Genomic DNA, 20968 nt, shown 5'->3' on the forward strand with positions numbered 1-20968 from the left:
CTAAAGCGTCGGGAGTAAATTGGAAGCGGCTAAATGACCACCTGACCGCCGAGACGATCGTCCGGTCGCGCTCAAGCGGCCTGCGGCCGCCAGAATGTCGTCAGGCCGCTGACCTTGCGCGGTGCCTGGTTCTTGCAAGCCATGCTCTCGACCGCCTTCAGCGCCGACACGAGCGCGCCGGCGCTATGCGGCTTGCCAAGGCAGGCGACGGCGATATCCGCGGCATCTGCCGGGCACTGGCCGGTGACGAGCAGCACGGCAATGCCGCGGTCGCGCGCGATGCGGGCAACTTCGCGGCCCGTCATGTCACCCGCGAGGCCAAGGTCGAGGACAAGCGCGTCGATCTGCTCGACGGCCATGACGCCCACCGCGGCCTCTCCCGAATCGACCGTCGCAACGATATCGTACCCGCTGTGCTTCAGCGTGTGCTCGTTATCGAACGCCGTCAGCGGATCATCCTCGATGACCAGCAGGCGCTTGATGCACGTGGGGCGGGACGCAAAGAGCATGAACACTCCCTTCATTGTCGCCATGACTCGCTCCGCCGCTTCCTGCAATATCACTTGTGCTTGCCATCGACGAAGCGACACGTTTCCGGCTATGAGCGTGATCACAACGCAACACTTCTGTGCCCAAAAACGACAAGAAAGCCGCATCCGTTCCGATGACGACCCGCCGCCCACCCCGTAACACGCCCCGCTCGACCCCCGAGCGCGATGCCCCGCGCGGCCGCCGTGCCGCCCGCGCCGACGCTCCCCCGCGCAAATTGAAGGCCGAACCCGAGCGCGAGGATGGACCGCAGCGCATCGCAAAACTGCTCGCCCGCGCCGGTGTCGGCTCGCGCCGCGATGTCGAGCGGATGATCGAGGAAGGCCGCATCGCGCTGAACGGCGAGACGATCGCCCAGCCTGCACCGCTCCTCGCGTCGCTCGAGGGTCTGACGGTTGATGGCAATCCGGTCGCCAAACCTGTGTCGACGCGACTCTATCGCTTCCACAAGCCTGCCGGATGCCTCACGGCTGCGCGCGACCCCAAGGGCCGCAAAACGATCTACGACATCCTGCCGAAGGGCTTGCCGCGCCTGATGCCCGTCGGGCGCCTCGACTATAATACCGAGGGGTTATTGCTCCTGACCAACGACGGCGAGTTCAAGCGCCAGCTCGAACTGCCTGCCAGCGGGGTCGAACGCACCTATCGCGCACGCGCTTTTGGCGACATCAGCCAGGAGCAGCTTGAAGAGCTGGTCATGGGGATCGAGATCGACGGCATCCGCTATGGCAAGATCGACGCCAATCTCGAACGCCGTACCGGGCGCAACCAGTGGATCGAGATGATGCTGACTGAGGGCAAGAACCGCGAGGTCCGTCGCGTCCTCGAACATCTGGGCCTGCAAGTCAGCCGCCTGATCCGCACGCGTTATGGCCAGTTCACACTTGAAGGGCTCGACATGGGCGGGGTCGAGATTGTCCCGCGCGACGAATTGTTCCAGTTCCGTCGCTACCTTAGCAAATGAGGGTGATTTCGGGCGAATGGCGCGGCCGCAAATTGCTCGCGCCCAAGAATGACGCGACGCGGCCGACAGCGGATCGTACGCGCGAAACATTGTTCTCGATGCTCGCAAGCCGCGTCGGCAGTTTCGAGGGCCTCTACGTCGCCGACCTGTTCGCAGGCTCGGGTGCGCTCGGGATCGAGGCGCTGTCGCGAGGTGCAGAGCATTGCCTGTTCGGTGAACAGGACCGTGACGCGCTCGACGCGCTGAAGAAAAATCTTGCAACGCTCGGCGCGTCCGCACGCGCCGACGTGCGCGCGGGATCGGTGCTCGGCCTCGGTCCGGCCAAACGAAGCTTCGACCTGATCCTTTTCGACGCGCCTTACGATACCGGCGCAGGCAGCGTTGCGCTCGACAAGCTCAATCGGTTGGGCTGGATCGGCGCCGACAGCCTGATTTCGATCGAGACATCGGGAAAGGAAACCGTCGAAGTCGCGGGCTTCGAGGTCGAAACCGAGCGGAAGGTCGGCAAGGCGAAGCTGACCCTGCTCAGGCCGGCGTAGCGGCGCGACGGACCATCAACAGCCCGAACCAGCTGACGACGCCTGCCAAGGCCAGATACAGCCCGACTGCGGCCGTCCCGTGCCCGTCTGCAAGCGCCTGCGCGGCGATCGGCGCCATCGCGCCGCCCAAGATGCCGCCGCCGTTGAAGGTGACCGACGCACCCGTGTAGCGCACGCGCACAGGAAACAGCGACGTCAACCAGCTGCCGAGCGGGCCATAGACCAACCCCATGACGAACAGTGAAGTCGCGAGGCCGGCGAAGATGATCGTCCAGCTTCCCGACGCGAGCGCCGGCCCGAAGAGGAAGCCGACGAGGATCGTCGCGCCGCAGCCCCACGTCAGGATACGCTGCGGGCTCGATGCATCGCTCGCGTAGCCGGCGAAAATGATCCCACCCGCCATGAACAGGATCGCGCCGAGCTGGACCAGAAGGAATGCCTCCTTCGGATAGCCCAGTTCCTTCGTGCCGTGCGAAAGGGCGAAAGAGGTCGCGAGATAGAAGATGGCGAAGCAGGCGACGACCGCGAACGTGCCTGCCAGGGTTGCAAGCCAATGGTGGCGCAGCAACTCGCCGATCGGCACGCCGACCGGTGCATCTTTTTCAAGCGCCTCGGCGAAGTCGGGCGTCTCGCCGATCCTGAGCCGCACCCAGAGCCCCAGTCCGACGAGCAACGCCGAAAAGAGGAACGGAATGCGCCAGCCCCAGCTGGCGAAATCCTGATCGCTCAGCGTCAGGCCGAGAAGAAGGAACAACCCGTTCGCGGCGATGAATCCGACCGGAGCGCCGAGCTGCGGAAACATGCCGAAGCGTGATTTCCATCCCGGCGGTGCATTTTCGACCGCCAACAATGCCGCGCCGCCCCACTCTCCTCCGAGCCCGAAACCCTGCCCGAAACGCAGGATGCAGAGCAGCAGCGGTGCGACCCAGCCGACCATCGCATAGGTCGGCAGAAAGGCGATCAGCAGCGTCGACCCTCCCATCAGCATCAGCGACGCGACAAGCGTCGACTTCCGCCCGATCCGGTCGCCATAATGGCCGAACACAATCGCGCCGACAGGCCGGGCGAAGAAGGCCAGGCCGAAGCTCATGAAGGCGAGCATCTGCTGCGCTGACGCCGATTCGACGGGAAAGAACAGAGGGCCGAACACCAGCGCAGCCGCTGTGGCGTAGATGTAGAAATCATAGAATTCGACCGCGGTGCCGACGAGGCTCGCGGTCAATATGCGTCGGTGCGCGCGATAGGGTGCCAGATCCACGGGTGATGCCCCTCCCCTAGTGTGTCGGCGCGCTTTGAGCGTCTTTGCCGCTTTGACGCAAGGCGTATCGACATTGGTGAAGCGGCGCGGCTCGCGCTAAGGTTGCCTGATGGAAAGCCCTCCGGTCCAGCAACTCGGCATCATCGGCGCAGGACGCGCCGCGCAGGCACTCGCGCTGGGGCTTGCCGGCCATTCGGTCGAGCCGCCGCTGATGTGGGGGCGCTCGCTCGAGAAGCTCGGCGCAGCCTCCGCTGCGACCGGCAGCGAGGTCGCGGTGTCGATTCACCGGATCGCGGTCGATTGCGATGTCATCGCGATTGCGGTGTCCGACGACGCGATCGCGGCGGTGATCGACGAACTGGCGCCGATGCTGACAGCAGGGAGCGCGCCCTTCGTCTTTCACGTCAGCGGACGCAGCGGCGCGGCGATCCTCGAACCGCTCCGCTCACATGGCGCGCTGACAGCAGCTATCCATCCGGCGATGACATTCACGGGACATCCCGAACGCGAAGTGGCGCGAATGGCCGAAGCGCGATTTGCGATCACGGGATCATCGGACCAGGCAACTGCGAAAGCGCAGCATATCGTTGCGATGCTCGGCGGGACGGCCGTCGAAATCGGCGAGGCACAGCGGACGCTCTATCATGCGGCGCTCTGCCACGCATCGAACCACCTCGTGACGCTGCTTGCCGGGGCATCGAACGCGCTGACACGGGCCGGCGTCGCCGATCCCGAAGCGTTGATCGCACCGCTGGTTCGCGCCGCACTGGAAAACAGCCTCGATCGCGGGTTCGACGCATTGTCGGGACCGTTGCTGCGCGGCGATGCGCAGACGGTCGCGAGCCATATTTCAGCGCTCGCTGCCGATTGCCCCGAACTGCTGCCGGCCTATCGCGCGATGGCGCTTGCGACGGTCGACGAGCTGGAACGCGCGGGCGCTCCCGTTGACGTTGCGGCGCTCCACAACGTGCTCGGTTGAGCCTCCGCGCACTGGACAGCGCGGCCGCTGTTCCCTAATCGTTCGCGCGTGAACCACCTCCCCGCCTCGACGCCCGATCTGACCCGCCCCGACCCGTCGGACCCGCCCTATCTGCAGGGCCTCAACGGCCCGCAGCGGCAGGCCGTGCTGACGACCGAAGGTCCGGTGCTGATGCTCGCGGGTGCGGGCACCGGCAAGACCGCGGCGCTGACCGCCCGGCTCGCGCATATCATCGCGACCCGGCGCGCGTGGCCGTCCGAAATCCTCGCCGTGACCTTTACGAACAAGGCGGCGCGTGAGATGCGCGAACGCATCGGGCGGATGATTGGCGATGCGGTCGAGGGCATGCCCTGGCTCGGCACCTTTCACAGTATCGCGGCGAAGATGCTCCGCCGTCATGCCGAGCTTGTGGGGTTGCAGAGCAATTTCACGATTCTCGATACCGACGACCAGCTCCGCGTCCTCAAGCAACTCATCCAGGCCGAGGGACTCGACGAGAAACGCTGGCCTGCACGCCAGCTCGCCGGGCTCATCGACAAGTGGAAGAACCGCGGGCTGACACCCGCCGATCTCGATGTCGCCGACAAGGAAGCCTATGCCGATGGCAAGGGGCAGCATTTCTATGCGCTCTATCAGGCGCGACTGAAGACGCTGAACGCGTGCGATTTCGGCGATCTGCTGCTGCACATGCTCGTCATCCTGAAGACGCATCGCGACGTGCTCGAGCAGTATCAGCAGCGCTTCAAATATGTGCTGGTCGACGAATATCAGGACACCAACGCCAGCCAGTATCTGTGGCTGCGGCTGCTCGCCCAATCCCGGAAAAATATCTGCTGCGTCGGCGACGACGACCAGTCGATCTATTCATGGCGCGGCGCCGAGGTCGCGAACATCCTGCGCTTCGAAAAGGATTTTCCGGGGGCGACGGTGATCCGCCTCGAACAGAATTACCGCTCGACGCCGCAGATCCTCGCCGCCGCATCCGCGCTGATCGCACAGAACAGCGACCGGCTCGGCAAGACACTGTGGACCGATCTCGATGCCGGCGACAAGGTGCGCGTCGTCGGGGTATGGGATGGTCCCGAGGAGGCGCGGCGGATCGGCGAGGAACTGGAGACTCTCCAGCACCGCAAGGTCAGCCTCGATCGCACCGCCATCCTCGTCCGCGCGCAGTTCCAGACGCGCGAGTTCGAAGACCGCTTCATCGCGATCGGCATGCCCTACCGCATCGTCGGCGGCTTCCGCTTCTACGAGCGCGCCGAAATCCGTGACGCTCTCGCTTATCTCCGCCTCGTTCAGTCGTCCGCCGACGACCTCGCTTTCGAACGGATCGTCAATGTCCCGAAGCGCGGTCTCGGCGACAAGGCGCTCGCGCGTATCCACCAGTTCGCGCGGATCGAGCGCGCGCCGCTACTCCATGCCGCTTCGCGGATCACCGAAACCGACGAGTTGACCCCGCAGGCGCGCCGCCAGCTCGCAAACTTTATCGCCCAGATGCGCAGCTGGCAGGGCAAGGCGAACGAGCTGTCGCATCCCGAGCTGACCCAGCTGATCCTCGACGAGTCGGGCTATACCGCGATGCTGCAGGCCGATCGCAGTGCCGAAGCGGCGGGGCGGCTCGAGAACCTGTCCGAGCTCGTCCGCGCAATGGAGGAATATGAGTCACTCGAAGCCTTTCTCGAGCATGTCAGCCTCGTGATGGACCGCGACAATGACGACCAGACCGAGACGGTGACGATCATGACGATCCACGCCGCCAAGGGCCTGGAGTTCGACCATGTCTTCCTCGCGGGCTGGGAAGACGGCGTCTTTCCGTCGCAGCGATCGATGGACGAAGGCGGCACCGCCAGCCTCGAAGAGGAACGCCGTCTCGCCTATGTCGCGATCACGCGCGCACGCCAGCGCGCGAGCATCTATCACGCCGCGAACCGGCGTATCTATGGCCAGTGGATGAGCAGCATCCCGAGCCGCTTCATCGCGGAAATCCCGCCCGAACATGTCGACAGCGAAAACAGCTTCGGCGGCGGGCAGAGCCTGTGGCGCGCGAACTGGTCGGCGCAGGGCGATCCCTTCGCGCATGTCGCCGAACGCCAGCCATCGCGCACCATGACGCGTGGGCCGGCGTGGCAGCGCGCTGTCGCCTCGTCATCGACCGTCACGCGGGCCCCCGCCCCCAGCGAACGCGGTCCAGCCGCCTCGGTCGGCGCCAAACCCCGCTCCGACCTTGCGATCGGGATGCGCGTGTTCCACGAAAAGTTCGGCTATGGCGAGATCGTCGATATCGACGGCAACAAGCTCGACGTCGAGTTCGATCAGGCTGGCAGCAAGAAGGTTCTGGACGGCTTCGTGCGAGCCGCCTGAATTCTATTGTCAACTATATCAGTTATGATATGCCGTCTCCCGCGGCCAACGAGTCGCGTTTTGGGAGAATCTGCATGCGAAATAAGCTCTTAGCGGGCGCGATGGCGCTCGCCCTGGTCGGCTGCGGCGAAAAGCCAGCCGACGAAGCTGCGACGACCGATACCCCCGCCGCCGAGAGTGTCGCCGAAGAAGGCGGCTCTGCCGATGCCGCCGCTACGCCTCGGATCGGCGTCGAAGCGGCTCCCGGCGTCGCGTTCGACTATGCCTACACCTTCCGCCTTGCCGACAAGCTGATTTCGAAAGTCCAGGAAGAACATGCCGCCGCGTGCGAAACGCTCGGCGTCCAGCGGTGTCGCATCGTCGATGTGCGCTACCAGCTGACCGACGAGAAACTCGTCGAGGCGCAAACCCAGTTCAAGCTGGAACCGGGCATCGCCCGCAAGTTCGGCGCAAAGGCCATCGAGAGTGTCGAGAAGGCCGAGGGCGTGCTCGCGGATGCCAGCGTTGCCGGCGAGGACGTCGGCACCGAAATCCTCGCTTCGCAGCAACGCAGTGCAGGCTCCGAAGCCGAAATCGCACGTCTGGAAGAGCGGCTGAAGGCCGGCGGCCTCAGCAAGAGCGAACGCGCCGAAATCCTGGCGCAGATCGGTCAGCTCCGCGGCCAGGTCGGCGACGAGCGCCAGAGCCGCCGCTCCGGCGAAGCGCGAATCGCCTGGACCAGCGTCGCATTCAACTATGTCAGCGACGGCGGCCTGCCCGGCATCGGCCACGAGAACCCCTTCTCCGACGCTGGCGAAACGCTGATGCGCAGCGGCAGCACCGCCCTCACCTTCATTCTGACGCTCGGCGCGGTCGTGCTTCCGTGGGGCGTGCTTGCAATGCTGGTCATCGCCTTCTGGCGCAGCCGTTTCATGACCGCCGTCCGGCGTCAGATGCGGAACACGAAGCCCGGGGCGAGCGACCCCGCCACCCCGCCCGCAAGCTGACGACGGCAGGGCGTCGCTTGCAAAGGTCGGGTGCTGCGGTATGGCTTCGTCGATGACGGGGCAAACCTCATGGCTGGACCAGGCACGCGACGCCCATCGCCGCGGCGACGTGGAGGCGGAAGCCGCAGCGCTCGACAGTGCCATCCGCGCCGACCGCGGCAATATCGCCGCCATGCTGGCGATGGCCGAACTCAAGCGACGCCTGCAGGACGACCGCGCGGCAGGCAGCTTCTATCGCCTGGCGCTGGGCACGGCGGCGCAGGCGCGAAGCGTCCCCCCCGCCCTGCATTCGGGGCTTCGGCGCGCAGAAGAATATCTGGCAACCACCGAACGCGCCTTTGCGGACCATCTGCTCGGCCAGCTTCGCAACGCCGGTATCGACCAGCGCGGCGCGACGCCGCGCGTGGCCGAAGCTCTGCGCATGCTCGCCGGCGAGCAACCGCTCTATGTCCAGCAGCCGAGCATGTTCTATTTCCCCGGCCTTGCGCAGCGTGGCTTTTTCGACCGCGCAGAGTTCGACTGGGTCCCGGCGGTGGAGGCGGCGACCGATGCAATCCGCAAGGAATTGCTGGCGCTGATCGATGCGGCATCCGATCGTTTCGGTCCCTATGTGACCGCCAGCCCCGATCGGCCGCCGCCGAACAATCCCCTGCTCGACAAGCCCGATTGGGGCGCGGCGTGGTTATGGCGGGAAGGCGTGGTCGCGGACGACATGGCGGACCTTTGTCCGCAAGCGCTCGCCGCTCTGGCAAAGGCGCCACAGCCGGTCATTCCGGGGCGAGCGCCGCTCGCGCTCTTTTCGCGATTGACGCCCGGCACGCACATCGCGCCGCATCACGGCATGCTCAATACGCGGCTGATCTGTCATCTGCCGCTGATCGTGCCGGAAGGTTGTGGTCTCCGCGTCGGTGCAGAAACGCGGGAATGGCGCGAGGGCGAACTGACGATCTTCGACGACAGTTTCGAGCATGAAGCCTGGAATCGCGGGACGAGCGACCGCACCGTCCTGCTGTTCGAAATCTGGCGCCCCGACATCGACGCCGACGAGCGCGAACAGCTGACGCGTATATTCTCCGCCATCGACAGCTATAGCGAATCGTAAGGAATTCGGGGGAGAAAGGTCGCTGGTGGAGCCGAGGGGAATCGAACCCCTGACCTCTGCAGTGCGATTGCAGCGCTCTCCCATCTGAGCTACGGCCCCGCGACCGGGCGGCTCTTAACGATACAGATTGACAGTGGCAACGGCTTTTCTGACCCTAGCCACCAGCGCCGGCAAAAAGGGGGTGTGGGGATTATGGCCAAGGCATGGCATCTGACCAGCCGTCCGCAGGGACTGCCGACAGCGGACAATTTTGCACTTCGCGAACTGCCTGACGGTCCGCTCGAAGCCGATCAGCTTCGCGTCCGCAATCACTGGCTGTCGGTCGACCCCTATATGCGCGGGCGAATGAACGACGCGAAAAGCTATGCCGCCAGCTTCCAGATCGACCAGCCGATGACCGGCGGCGCGATCGGTGAAGTGCTCGAAAGCACGATGGAGGGGTTCGCCCCCGGCGACATGATCCTTCACATGGGCGGCTGGCGCGAGGGCGGAATCATCGGTCTCGACATGATGCCCAACAAGCTGCCCGCCGAGCTGCTGGCTGGCGGCATGTCGCCGCAGACCTTCCTTCACAATATGGGGCTGACCGGGGGCACCGCATGGATAGGACTGCTCCGCGTTGCGGCGGCAAAGCCCGGCGACACGGTTTTCGTTTCGGCGGCGGCGGGCGCGGTGGGCTCGGCCGTGGTGCAGATCGCCAAGGCGCGCGAGATGACGGTGATCGGCTCGGCGGGCGGCGCGGAGAAATGCGCATGGGTGTCGGATCTCGGCGCCGACGCGGTAATCGACTATAAAGCGGGGGCCGTCCTGCCCCAGCTTGCTCAGGCGCTTGAAGGGCTCGGGAAGTCCGGCGTCGACGTCTATTTCGACAATGTCGGCGGCGAGCACCTCGACGCCGCCTTCGCGGTCGCCAACGATTTCGCGCGCTTCGCGATCTGCGGGATGATCGACGTCTACAACGACGGCAAGCCGCAGGAGATGAAATATATCATCCGCTCGATCCCCGCGCGCATCCGCATGGAAGGCTTTATCTACACCGACCAGTTCATCGAGTGCATGGAGGAATTCTATGCCGACATGGGCGGGCTGATCGCCAGCGGGGCGGTGACGATCCGCGAAACCGTATATGACGGGATCGAAGCGACGCCCGAGGCCTTTCTCGGTCTTTTCTCGGGCGCGAATATCGGGAAAATGCTCGTCCGGCTCTGAGGCCGGACGGGATCAGCCGCCGAAGCCCACCGACAGGAAGCCGGGCATCGGGCCGTTCCAGCCGTCGTCGGGGCCATCGTCGTCCTGCCGCGAAGCGGGCGCCGGTTTGCGACGCTCGTCCTTCTTCGGCGACACGCGCTTCTCTTCTTTCGGGGCCGTGCGCTTCTCTTCGGCGCGCACCGGTTCCTTGTCGGCCTTGGCAGGGCGGCGCCCGCCACGCTCGGAGCGGCCGCGGCGGGGTTCGCGCTCGTCGGTCTGCCGATCCGGCCTGGCCTCGGCCGTGCCCGTATCGTGTACCGGAATCTGATAGCCGGTCAGTTTCTGGATATTGTCGAGTGCTTCGTCGTCCGACGGTGTCACGAGAGTGAACGCCCGCCCCTTCGCGCCCGCGCGGCCCGTACGACCGATCCGGTGGACATAATCGTCGGGATGCCAGGGGGCGTCGAAGTTGAAGACGTGGCTGACGCCCTTCACGTCGAGCCCGCGTGCGGCGACGTCCGAAGCCACCAGAATGTTGATCGTGCCGGCCTTGAACCGGTCGAGCTCGGCAATGCGGCTCGACTGATCCATGTCACCATGGATTTCTCCGGCCTTGTACCCGTGCCGCTGCAGCGATTTCGCCAGTTCGCGCACCGTCGTCTTGCGGTTGCAGAAGATGATCGCGGTGCCGATGTCCTCGGCCTCGATCAGCCCGCGTAGCGTATCGCGCTTGCCACGCTCCGACGTCTTGACGACGAACTGCTCGATATTCTCGTTGCGGCTCGCCGGACGCGCGACCTCGATCGTCTTCGGGTTCGACAGGAACTTGTCGGCCAGCTTCTTGATCGGCGGCGGCATCGTCGCCGAGAAAAGCAGGGTCTGCCGATTCGCGGGCAGCTTGGTGCAGATATTCTCGATGTCGGGGATGAAGCCCATGTCGAGCATCCGGTCGGCTTCGTCGATCACCAGCAGGTTACAGCCGGTAAGCAGGATCTTGCCGCGTTCGAACAGGTCCATCAGCCGGCCCGGGGTCGCGATCAGCACGTCGACGCCCTTTTCGAGCGCCTTGACCTGATCCCCCATCTGCACGCCACCGATCAGCAACGCCATCGAGAGCTTGTGATACTTCCCGTATTTCTCGAAGTTTTCCGCGACCTGCGCTGCGAGTTCGCGCGTCGGCTCGAGGATCAGCGAGCGCGGCATCAGCGCACGCGTGCGGCCGTGCGCCAGGATGTCGATCATCGGCAACACGAAGGACGCGGTCTTGCCCGTCCCCGTCTGCGCGATGCCGATCATGTCGCGCATCATCAGCACGGACGGGATCGCCCCCGCCTGGATCGCAGTCGGCTCGTCGTAGCCGGACTCGGTCACGGCACGCAAAAGTTCGTCGGAAAGGCCGAGGTCGGCAAATTTCATAGGGTCAAACTGTCCGGAAAATGTTTCAGCACGGCGTCCCACGCCAACCGTTGCTGGGGGCGCCCCTAGGGGAAGATGCGATGAAAAGTCAAGGAAAGGCGATAATTCGCCTGCGATTCAGTCCTCGTCGCGCGGGACGGCGACCAGCAGGCGGAATTTGTCGATCTCGCACTTCGCCCCGGTTCGGGCGTGGATCTGGTCGCGATCCTCGCAAAGTTGCCCGTCCTTGGTACCCTGCATATAGAAGCCCGCATAGAAATCGAGCGCACGGCAGCCGCGGTTGAGCTGGGCACGAAGACGCTGTTTCTGGCGGGTGATGATGTCGATGCTGTCGCGCTGCGCAGCCTGCATTCCCAGGATGTTGCGCATCGCGACGCATTTCGGCGCCTTCTTTTCCTTCCATTCCATGGGAACCTGCGGCGCGCGCATTTGGGGAGCCGGTGCGGAACCGAAATTGTTGAGCGACGAGCGCTGCGCCGGAACGCGGATGATCAGCTGCTGCTCGATCACGACCTGCCAGAAGGAAGCCGGCACGTCAGGCGCGGGCATCGACACCGCAACCGGAGGCTCGGGCGCCGTGGGCGCGTCGGCTGCGGGGCCCGCAACCATCATCCACAGGGCCGCAATCGTCAGCACAGCGGCGCTGTCGCCCTTTCGGCGTCGTGACGACGGATGATGTACACCTGTGGCTCCCGCATCGATGCTGGACGAAAACAGGATATTCGTCCAATGCCCTCTCTAACAGCCATGATTGAACACGAAATGAATTGCTGTCGAGCCCCTTCGCGCAATCGTCGAGCCCCGGCGGGGAAGGCCCCGGCATGACGCGGGCGCCCTCGACCGCATTGCTTCAGGCGCTGAACGACCTTTTGGGGCCGAAAGGCTATACCGCAGATCCCGATATCCTGAACCCGTGGCTGACCGACTGGCGCGGCAAATATCGCGGAGCCACCGTGGCAATGCTGTCGCCGGCCACAACTGCAGAGGTTGCGGCAATCGTCCGCCTCTGCGCTGCCGAAGGCGTCGCTCTCGTGCCGCAAGGGGGCAACAGCGGCATGGTCGGCGGGGCGACCCCCGACCCGAGCGGCAATCAACTGCTGCTCAGTCTGCGGCGAATGGACCGGATTCACGAGATCGACACGGCCGCCGGCATCGCGATCGCCGAAGCCGGCGTCATTCTCGAGAATTTCCATCATGCCGTTCTCGATCACGGGCTGCGCTTCCCCCTCACTCTCGGCGGCAAGGGATCGGCGACGATCGGCGGGCTGGTGTCGACAAACGCCGGCGGCACGCAGGTGCTGCGCCACGGTACGATGCGCGCCTTGGTCGCCGGGATCGAGGCCGTACTTCCCGACGGTAGCATCTACGACGGGCTCGCGCCTCTGAAAAAGGACAATCGCGGATACGATCTTCGCCACCTTCTCTGCGGAGCTGAAGGAACGCTCGGCATCGTCACAGCCGCCTGTCTCCGGCTCGTCCCCGCGGCCACGGCACGGCAGACGGCGTGGATCGGGCTCGATTCTCCGGACGCGGCGCTCGCGCTGCTGCGTCGCCTCGACGCTGCGATCGGCGGTCCGCTCGAGGGGTTCGAGATCATCCCGCACATCTGCATCGAGGCGGTGCTGCGGCACATTCCCGGCACGCGAAATCCGCTGCCGGACGGGCACCCATGGTATGCGCTCGTCGAACTTGCAGGCGACGAAGAGGAAGCCTTGGCGGCCGCCCTTGAGGTGGAGCTTGGCGCGGCGCTCGACGCCGGGCTCATCCGCGATGTCGCGATCGCCAAGAATGACCGCGAAAGCGAGGATTTCTGGCGGATTCGCGATTCCATTTCCGAAGCCGAACGCGCCGAGGGGCCGGCCCTGCAGCACGATATCAGCGTCCCTGTAGATCTGATGCCTCGCTTCATCGCCGCTAATCCGGGGCGTCTCCGGGCCTCGCTTCCCGGGGTGCGCGCGCTCTCGTTCGGCCATCTCGGTGACGGCAATGTCCATCATCACGTCCAGCCGCCGGTCGATACCGACGGTGCGGCATGGCTCGTCGAGCACGGGGAAACCGCCAGCCGGATCGTCTACTCCCATGTCATCGAACTGGGCGGTTCGATCTCTGCCGAGCATGGTATCGGCCAGATGAAGCGCGACATATTCGCCGAACTCGACAGTCCGGCGCGGCTCGCGGCGCTTCGCGCGATCAAGGCCGGGCTCGACCCCGCCGGTCTGTTCAATCCTGGCAAGCTGATCGCCTGAGCTGCAGGACGGTTCGCGCCATCGCCCCTTGCGCGGCGGCGCGCGTACCAATAAGGCGCGCAATCAGCTTTTTGCCCCGACGGTCTCGGGGCCAATGACCGGAGTTCAATTCATGGCCACTGCGCCCGCCAACAACCTGCCGCTTTTCTACAAGGATCTGGTTCCGCTTTCGAGCGTCGATCACGCCGATTTCCATGCTCGCCCGCTCGACAGCGCCGCATTCCTGGTCGACCAGCATGCCGTACCGCTGACCTCGGACGAGTTCGTCTCGGCGTGCCGTTTCTTCCCGATCGTGTTTTCGGCGGGCGACAACCCCGTCCCGCTCGCTCTGATGGGCCTCAACGAGGGTGTGAACACCTTCGTCGATACCGAAGGCAAGCTGCTCAATCCGGTCTATGTCCCGGCCTATATTCGCCGCTACCCCTTCCTCCTCGCGCGCCTCAATCCCGACAGCGAAGACCTGTCGCTCTGCTTCGATCCGACCTCGGGCGCGATCGGTCAGTTCGAGGAAGGCGACGCGCTGTTCGAGAACGGCCAGCCGACGCAGCCGGTCCAGGCCGTGCTCGAATTCTGCAAGAATTTCGAGGAAGCGGGACAGCGTACCGGTTTCTTCATGGAAGAACTCAAGAAGGCCGACCTGCTGATGGACGGCGAAGTCGCGATCCAGCCCGAAGGCAGCGACAAGCCCTATGTCTACCGCGGCTTCCAGATGGTTGACGAGAACAAGCTGCGCGAACTGCGCGGCGACGTCCTGCGCAAGATGATGCAGAACGGCATTCTCGGCCTGATCTTCGCGCACCTCTTCTCGCTGCAGCTGATGCGCGACGTGTTCGCCGAACAGGTTCGCGCAGGCAAGGTGCCGGAAATCCTCGAGGTTCAGACCCCCGCCGTCTGACGTCATGACCGGTGACCGTCGACGCCGGAGCCGGACCGATCGCGGTTCCGGCGCCGGTGTTGCGGGTCATCGGCTCGCTTGCTTGCGAACCGGGCTGCGAATCTCAGAAATCGATCGCAAGGCCCTTGAGCTCCCAATCGCCGTAACGCACGGGGTTGCGCCCTCCGGGCTGCTCCTCCGCCTTGTCCTCATGGATCGGCGCGGGAACGGGAAGCGGCGTGTTGGTCCAGCCCGCTGGCGCCTTGACGTGCGCCGGACGCGTCGTTGCGCGGGGCGTACCGCCCATATCCCGGGTTTCTCTGTTTTCAGCCATGATATGGCGGATATAGGAGCTTGCATGTCCGAAGCCAATCCCGCCGAGCACCGATCATATGGTTGACCGTCGCCCCCGTCGAGGTCGCGGCCCTGCCGAGGCCGATCCGCCCGGCACCGCGCTGCGGCGCGCTGCGCTGCGTCTGATCGATGCGGTGCTCCGCCGCGGCGACCCGCTCGACATTGCGGCGCACGCGGCGACGCAGGGACTGGCGCCTGCCGACCGTGCCTTCGCGATCGCCATCGTGTCGGAGGCGCTGCGCTGGATGGGCGACCTTGACGCGCTGATAGACAGCGCGACGTCCCAAACCTTGCCCGAGGATGTGAAGTCGCGTGCTGTGCTGCGCCTCGCCCTTGCCCAACTGCTCGTTCTGAAGACGCCGCCGCACGCCGTCGTCGCAACGGCGCTCCCACTCGTGGCGGGTGGTCCGCGCCGGCTAGTCCATGCCATCCTTTCGCGCGCGCAGCAGGAAGAATGGGCACTTCCCGACGCTGCCAACCTGCCCGAAGCCGTCGCCGAGCGATGGGCCGCGCAATGGGGCGACGAAATCGTCGCTGCGGCCGCGACCGCGTGGAGCGTACCGCCGCCGATCGACCTCAGCTTTGCAGACGAACCGCGGGATGGCTGGGATGACGGGACAGCATTGGCCGCACATCATATTCGCCTCCCGCGCGGCCAGGCTGTCGAAACCATGCCCGGATATCAGGACGGTGGCTGGTGGGTGCAGGACATCGCCGCCAGCCTCCCCGCCCGCCTGCTCGGCGCGGGGCACGGGAAGACGGTCCTCGACCTCTGCGCCGCTCCGGGCGGCAAGACGATGCAACTGGCGGCCGCAGGCTGGGAGGTCGTGGCGGTGGACTCAAGCGCGAGGCGCCTCGAGCGGCTGTCGGACAATCTGGCGCGGACCGGGCTCGAAGCCGGCGTCGTGCAGGGCGACGTCCGCAAATGGGCACCCGACGCCCCTGCCGACGCGATCCTTCTCGATGCGCCGTGCTCTGCAACCGGCATCTTCCGACGTCACCCCGACGTGCTGCACCGGATCGAGCCCCGGCAGATCGGGGACATGGCGAATTTGCAGGCCGAACTGCTCTCTCGCGCGGCCGGATGGCTGAAGCCGGGCGGGACGCTCGTCTACGCCACCTGCTCGCTCGAGCGGGCCGAGGGCGAGGATCGGGTCGTCGCCTTCCTGAAAGCGCATCCCGGCTGGAGCATCGCGCCCGTCGACGCGGGCGAACTCCCTGACGGCATCGTTCCAGACGGGCAAGGTTTTGTCCGCACGCTTCCCGGCATGCTGGCGGACGTCGGCGGCCTCGATGGCTTCTTCGTCGCGCGACTGTGCGCGCCTTCAGGCTGAACGGCGCGAGAGCCGATACAGCGCCAGTTCTCCATAATCCTTGGCGAGGCGGACCTTGCCGACATAGTCGCAATCGAAATCGCGGGAATTTTCAAGTGCGAGCATCGCCGCGAGCGGCTGGGTGCAATAGACCTGCCCGACCAGCGTGACCGGTTCGATCCGCGCGGTCCGCGTGACCTCGGTTCCATACCAGAGTTCGTTACCGACAACCGGATCCACGCCGCGATAGATAGGCCCGAAGTGGATACCGGTCCGCATGCCCGCCTTTTGGCCTTCGAGGCCGAGACCGGGGGGAAGCACGTCGAGCCTTTCCTGCATTGCGAGTGCGATTCGGGCGGCCGTGGCGGGATTGTCGATCACGGCATAGACTGCGTCGCCCCACGTATTGCGAAACAGGACCGCATCGCCGAAGCCGTCGAGAATGCGGCCTATTCCGCCCATCACTTCATGCGCGAAGATCGGCAGCTCGGCCTCGCCAAGTTTCGAGAAACCTGCAAAGTCGGCGAAAAGAATGGCATAAAGGCCGCGCCGGGTCCCTTCGGGCGGCTTCGGAGCGGGCGGGAAATCGAGATTGCGATCAAGGTCGCCGACCGGGATCGTCAGTGTCTCCCCCCCCTTGTCCCGCCAGAGCGCAATATCGGCATTGGTCCCCGCAATTTCGGCGCCGGAACGCGCCGCCACATCGGGATCGACGACCGCAAGCTGAAGCGCAACGGTTTCGAGCTCGCGCGCGCGTAGCCGAGCAAGACCCATGGCGGTATGCGACCCGAGGATGAACTGGCAGTCGTCGCTGACGTAGCGCGCGGTGCTGGCGAAATGCACCATCGCAGCCCGGTCCCGGCAACGAAGATAGCGAGGCAGCCATTCATCGCCGCCCGACTGCACCGATTGGGCGATAAAGTCGTCCTCGGCAAAAGGCAGGACGATCGTCAGGTCGATGCCGCGATCGAGCGCGGCTTCCGCGAACAATATGTCGGCGCCGCATGCGAGCGGGCCGATCAGCGCCGACAACGGCTGCGCGTCGAGCGTGTCGGCGATCGCGCGGACGGCGTTCGCCTCGCCTTCGCCTCCCGCACGGAACATGCGGCCGCAATAGAAGCCGACCGGAGGCGGACGAAGCAAGGCCATGATGGTTTTCGCGTGGCCGGGGTCGACGGCACCGCTCGCCGAAAGGCGTGCGATCTGGCGGCAGGTCGAGGCGCGATCCCCGGCCCGCGTCCCCGCTTGTGCATTGGCGGCATGTGCGTGAAACAGCGCTTCGTCGCCGCGACCGAGCAGAAGCAATGCCTCGACCAGCGTCGCCTGATCCCAATAATTGTCCGCCGCGCCATTGGCCGCGATCGGTCCGGCGAGCGCCGCTGCGCGGTCGAACTCCCCGAGCATCGCATAAAGGCTTGCGGCGTTGATGGCTGGGAAATCCGCGCCCGACGCCTGAAAGGCGTGGTCATAAGCCATGGCCGCACGTTGAAGAAAGGCGGTGCGCTCCGTCCCCGTCTGGTCGAATGCCTCATCCTTCCAGATACGTCCCGCCAGCGCGAGGCTGTCGACGTCGCCCGATGCCGCCAGATCGAGCTGCTCGTAAAGATGCATCGCGCCGAGGCTGTCGCCCGATGCCGCCAGCGCGCGTACCATCAGATAGCGCAGCCGTGAGCTTTCGATCCCCTCGCGTCGTGCCGCCGCCGCACAGTCGAAAGCGCTCAGCGCGTCGCCTTGGCCCAGCCGATGTGCGACCTCCGCCTCGACCGTGGCGGCGTCAGTCATTGCGCCGCGTCTTCGGCCGATTTCAGCAGGGCGACGTTTGCCTTTTCGGTAGACGACAGCGCAACGGCGTCGGTCGTCGGACGGTACCAGCCGAACTGGCTGAAGTGCGCCTGCAGCGCCGGGTCCTTGAATCGCAGACCTTTGCGAGCGAAAATCTCGTTGCGGGCGATCCGCAGTTCCAGCGCGCTGTAATTTCCAAGCTCTTCGGCCGTCAGCAGTCTTTCGGATGAGTCGGGAATAACGACTCCGCTTCCGCCGACGCCTGTAGGCATGGGGCCGCCAGAAGCGGGTTTCGGTGCCACCCCTCCCTCGATCAACCGGATATATTTGCGGAACATATAGCCGGTCGTTCCATCGGCCTTGCGAACCCGCCACCATTGCCCGGACTGCTGATAGGTCAGGAATTTCTCGCCATCGAGCACCTTGCCGACGATCTCGGCCTTCGTACTCCCGCCGGCCCGGATATTGGTGAAGCCGTCGGGGTCGTCGATCACCGCCGCAAGGGTGAAAGCTTCGACCGGTGTGCTGTCGGTCGCGGACGATGTTCCGGATGCGCGCTCCTCTGCCGGAGCGGAAACGGTCTCCGCCGGAGGCGCCGAGGCCGGAGGCGATTGGGTCAACTTCCACGCGAGGAGCGCAATCGCGATCACCGCCAGCCCGACGAGCAACCAGGCAAGCGTCAGGGCCGTGGACGATTTCCGTTCCGCCGGCGCTACATGCAAATCACCCGAAGGAGCAGGTGTCGGCACGGGTCGAGGCGCAACTGCCGGTGCCGCCTCGCGCCCGCACAGTTCCTCAAGGCTCATCAGCACTTTGCGCCAGCCGCGATGATCGGGCTCGCCGTTCCAGTCAGCAAGCTCGGCGAACTGGATCTGGTTGAAGGGCAAAGGCGGCATCACATCGTCGATCGCCGTCTGGACCAGCTTCTTCTGGTTGCGCGCGACATCCGCTTCTGCGCGCACCCATTCGGACTGCGCCGACTGATGCGACCAGACGACGATCGCGGCTTTTGCGCTGCCGATCTTTTCGGTGATGACATCGCCATAGGAACGGTGCGGGGGGAGCTCTGCGTCCCACCAAACCGCATAGCCCGCAGCAGAGACCGCCTGCGCGATCTGCGCGACGCGCGCCTTGTTATCGCGCGAATAGGAAATGAAGACGTCGACCATCGGCTAGCCCCTTTCGAAGAGGCTAGCCTCGGGTCGGTCGATTCGCCAGTGACTTAGAACACAGCCTTCGGCGCATCTTCCTTCATCATCGCCGCGCGGACCATCGGGATCGGCGGGCCGCCGTACGACAGGAACTCGTCGTGGAAGGCCTTCCACTTCGTCCGGTCACCCTTCGTCCAGTCCTCGCGGAGCTTGCGGATCATCAGCTTGCCCATCGTGTAGTTGAGGTAGAGCGGATCATAAGTGCCGCGCGCCGCCTGCTGCCGGGCGTTGCCCTCGTCCTGATAGCATTGTTCCTTGAACAGCTTTTCCGAGTCCGCGACGGTCATGCCCTTGGTGTGCAGCCCGATCGCCGAGAGATAGCGGCAATCGCGGAGCAGCGCGTTCGACAGCTGGCCGATGTGCGTTTCGGGGTCGCCGTTGCCGAGACCTGCATCCCACATCATCTCCTCGGTATAATGCGCCCAGCCCTCGGCGAAGGCATAGCCGACGAACAGCTTGCCGAAGATGCTCTCGGCACGGTTCGAGTGGAGGAAGTTCAGGAAGTGACCCGGCCACACTTCGTGGACCGAGGTGAACATCAGGTCCTTCTTGCCGGGGACGAAGTCGTTCTGGGTCTGCTTGTCCCAGGTCGGGTCGGGCGGCGAGATGTAATAGACCGACGGCAAGCCTTTCTCGTACGGCCCGGGGATGTCGATATAGGCGCTGTTCTGCCGGTTGTACGGCGGCGATTCCTCGACCTGCGCCTGTTCGGTGCCGGGGATCGAGACGAGATCCTTTTCGACGATGAACGCACGAAGCGACGGAAGCTGGCGCCGTGCCTCGGCGACCGGACCGTCGGCGGGCTTGTCGGAGTTCATCTTCTTCATGCAGTCGGCGATCGTCATCCCCGCGGCATAGGTCGCGCAGGCGGCCTTCAGCGCGTCCTGATTGCGCTTGAGATCGGCCTGACCGATCCGTTCGAGTTCGTCGATCGGTGTATCGACCGCCTCGTTCGTCAGGATCATCTTCGCGAACTTGTCGGCGCCCAGGGCATAGCCGTCGGGGGTGCCGGGCTTCGATCCGATATAGGTTGCCAGATCCTTCACGGCCGCAGCGGCCTTTGCCGCCGCCTCGTCGAACTGCTTCTGGAGTTCGGGATCCTTGACCTCGGCGAAGGCCTTCTTGGCATCGCCCGTGTAATAATCCGCGAAGCCGCCGAAGCCCGCAGTGCCGAATTTGACGAATGTCGCGGGCAGCGGCAGCTTGAGGTTCGCCTTGATCTGCGCGGTAGCCGCCGGAACCTTCTGCGCATAGGCGATGAACGCCTTCATCCGCGTCGTCGCATCGGCATAGGGGCGCGCGATATAGACGTTCGGATCGAGCGAGCCGACATAGAAGGCAGGATTGGTGTGCGGAAAATCCGCATCCTTCAGGAAGAACAACTGCCCCTCGGCTACATGCACCAGATAGTCGCGCTCGAACTTCTCCGCGTCGGTCATCTTGCCGTCGAACGCCTTGGCGTCAGCGATCGTCTTTTCGAGGAATGCAGTCTGCTTTTCGAGGCCTTCCAGCGACCAGTCCGGAAGCTGGCCGTCGAACTCGTGCTTGCCCTGATAGACTGCGAAATTGGGATTGAGCGGGAAATAGCCCTTCAGGAAATTGTCGCGAAACTCGGTCCAGTTCTTCGCACTCGGCGCCGACGCAGATTTGTTGTCCGACGCGTTGCAGGCGGTCAGGACCAGCAGCGTCGCAGCCATCGCCGCGCCGCCGAAACGGGCAAATTTACGTGTCATTCGATTATCTCCCTCAATCGATGGCGGGCTTCTGCCACCACGACCGGCGGATGACATCCGATAATCGACGAACGGCATACGTAAGGGTTACTGGACAGCGGCGAAAAGCACGA

The 20968-nt window shown here is 64.9% G+C and carries 18 protein-coding genes and 1 tRNA gene; 10 read left to right on the plus strand and 9 right to left on the minus strand.

The genetic code is table 11. The features are described 5' to 3' along the window. Positions 1 to 71: 71 nt before the first annotated feature. Positions 72 to 509, minus strand: a complete 438-nt coding sequence (locus L7H23_RS01910; protein ID WP_237837676.1) for a response regulator — start codon at positions 507 to 509, stop codon at positions 72 to 74. Positions 510 to 664: 155 nt separating this feature from the next. Between L7H23_RS01910 and L7H23_RS01915 the strand changes: the two genes are divergently transcribed. Then, positions 665 to 1513, plus strand: coding sequence for a pseudouridine synthase (locus L7H23_RS01915; RefSeq protein ID WP_237837677.1), 849 nt, complete (start codon positions 665 to 667; stop codon positions 1511 to 1513). Continuing rightward, a complete protein-coding gene (gene rsmD, locus L7H23_RS01920; RefSeq protein ID WP_237837678.1) occupies positions 1510 to 2052 on the plus strand; it encodes a 16S rRNA (guanine(966)-N(2))-methyltransferase RsmD in 543 nt (180 codons plus the stop codon). The genes L7H23_RS01915 and rsmD overlap by 4 nt, the downstream gene beginning before the upstream one ends. Here rsmD and L7H23_RS01925 read toward each other — a convergent pair. After that, positions 2039 to 3304 (minus strand): MFS transporter, encoded by a 1266-nt coding sequence (locus tag L7H23_RS01925; RefSeq protein WP_237839309.1) that lies wholly within the window; start codon positions 3302 to 3304, stop codon positions 2039 to 2041. The two genes, rsmD and L7H23_RS01925, sit on opposite strands and share 14 nt — an antisense overlap. A 115-nt stretch (positions 3305 to 3419) precedes the next feature. On the opposite strand from L7H23_RS01925, the gene L7H23_RS01930 reads away from it, so the two are divergent. From L7H23_RS01930 to L7H23_RS01945, 4 genes are all read left to right on the plus strand, one after another. Further along, the gene (locus L7H23_RS01930) at positions 3420 to 4289 is read left to right on the plus strand and encodes a DUF2520 domain-containing protein (RefSeq protein WP_237837679.1); all 870 of its coding nucleotides are present in this window, start codon (positions 3420 to 3422) and stop codon (positions 4287 to 4289) included. Positions 4290 to 4337: 48 nt separating this feature from the next. Beyond that, on the plus strand, positions 4338 to 6650 hold the full coding sequence (locus L7H23_RS01935; protein ID WP_237837680.1) for a UvrD-helicase domain-containing protein: 2313 nt from the start codon (positions 4338 to 4340) through the stop codon (positions 6648 to 6650). Between the two features lie 74 nt (positions 6651 to 6724). After that, positions 6725 to 7636 (plus strand): DUF4349 domain-containing protein, encoded by a 912-nt coding sequence (locus tag L7H23_RS01940; RefSeq protein WP_237837681.1) that lies wholly within the window; start codon positions 6725 to 6727, stop codon positions 7634 to 7636. 52 nt (positions 7637 to 7688) lie between these two features. Further along, positions 7689 to 8738 carry an aspartyl/asparaginyl beta-hydroxylase domain-containing protein gene (locus L7H23_RS01945; RefSeq protein ID WP_237837682.1) on the plus strand — a complete coding sequence of 350 codons (1050 nt, stop codon included), beginning with the start codon at positions 7689 to 7691 and terminating at the stop codon, positions 8736 to 8738. A gap of 23 nt (positions 8739 to 8761) precedes the next feature. Here L7H23_RS01945 and L7H23_RS01950 read toward each other — a convergent pair. Next, a tRNA-Ala gene (locus L7H23_RS01950) sits at positions 8762 to 8837 on the minus strand. A 93-nt stretch (positions 8838 to 8930) separates the two neighbouring features. On the opposite strand from L7H23_RS01950, the gene L7H23_RS01955 reads away from it, so the two are divergent. Then, positions 8931 to 9947 (plus strand): NADP-dependent oxidoreductase, encoded by a 1017-nt coding sequence (locus tag L7H23_RS01955; protein WP_237837683.1) that lies wholly within the window; start codon positions 8931 to 8933, stop codon positions 9945 to 9947. 12 nt (positions 9948 to 9959) lie between these two features. On the opposite strand, the gene L7H23_RS01960 is transcribed toward L7H23_RS01955, so the two are convergent. Then, the gene (locus L7H23_RS01960) at positions 9960 to 11342 is read right to left on the minus strand and encodes a DEAD/DEAH box helicase (RefSeq protein WP_237837684.1); all 1383 of its coding nucleotides are present in this window, start codon (positions 11340 to 11342) and stop codon (positions 9960 to 9962) included. Between the two features lie 117 nt (positions 11343 to 11459). Then, positions 11460 to 11978, minus strand: coding sequence for a hypothetical protein (locus tag L7H23_RS01965; protein ID WP_237837685.1), 519 nt, complete (start codon positions 11976 to 11978; stop codon positions 11460 to 11462). A 185-nt stretch (positions 11979 to 12163) separates the two neighbouring features. Between L7H23_RS01965 and L7H23_RS01970 the strand changes: the two genes are divergently transcribed. Both L7H23_RS01970 and L7H23_RS01975 read left to right on the plus strand, forming a co-directional pair. After that, on the plus strand, positions 12164 to 13588 hold the full coding sequence (locus tag L7H23_RS01970; RefSeq protein ID WP_237837686.1) for an FAD-binding oxidoreductase: 1425 nt from the start codon (positions 12164 to 12166) through the stop codon (positions 13586 to 13588). A gap of 112 nt (positions 13589 to 13700) precedes the next feature. Next, positions 13701 to 14483: a SapC family protein gene (locus L7H23_RS01975; protein ID WP_237837687.1), complete on the plus strand. Its 783-nt coding sequence runs from the start codon at positions 13701 to 13703 to the stop codon at positions 14481 to 14483. Positions 14484 to 14586: 103 nt separating this feature from the next. Here L7H23_RS01975 and L7H23_RS01980 read toward each other — a convergent pair whose 3' ends face one another. After that, positions 14587 to 14796, minus strand: a complete 210-nt coding sequence (locus tag L7H23_RS01980) for a DUF1674 domain-containing protein (RefSeq protein ID WP_345790416.1) — start codon at positions 14794 to 14796, stop codon at positions 14587 to 14589. A gap of 58 nt (positions 14797 to 14854) precedes the next feature. Between L7H23_RS01980 and L7H23_RS01985 the strand changes: the two genes are divergently transcribed. Continuing rightward, a complete protein-coding gene (locus L7H23_RS01985; protein ID WP_237837688.1) occupies positions 14855 to 16150 on the plus strand; it encodes a transcription antitermination factor NusB in 1296 nt (431 codons plus the stop codon). Here the strand turns inward: L7H23_RS01985 and L7H23_RS01990 are convergent. From L7H23_RS01990 to L7H23_RS02000, 3 genes are read right to left on the minus strand one after another with little or no spacing between them, the layout of a single operon-like run. Beyond that, entirely contained in the window at positions 16142 to 17911 is a 1770-nt protein-coding gene (locus L7H23_RS01990; protein WP_237837689.1) for an adenylate/guanylate cyclase domain-containing protein, read from the minus strand. The genes L7H23_RS01985 and L7H23_RS01990 overlap by 9 nt on opposite strands. Continuing rightward, the gene (locus L7H23_RS01995) at positions 17908 to 19080 is read right to left on the minus strand and encodes a YARHG domain-containing protein (RefSeq protein WP_237837690.1); all 1173 of its coding nucleotides are present in this window, start codon (positions 19078 to 19080) and stop codon (positions 17908 to 17910) included. The genes L7H23_RS01990 and L7H23_RS01995 overlap by 4 nt, the downstream gene beginning before the upstream one ends. 53 nt (positions 19081 to 19133) lie before the next feature. After that, on the minus strand, positions 19134 to 20855 hold the full coding sequence (locus tag L7H23_RS02000; protein WP_237837691.1) for a DUF885 domain-containing protein: 1722 nt from the start codon (positions 20853 to 20855) through the stop codon (positions 19134 to 19136). Positions 20856 to 20968: the final 113 nt, after the last annotated feature.

The sequence above is a fragment of the Sphingopyxis sp. BSN-002 genome (genome assembly GCF_022024275.1).
Taxonomy (GTDB): domain Bacteria; phylum Pseudomonadota; class Alphaproteobacteria; order Sphingomonadales; family Sphingomonadaceae; genus Sphingopyxis.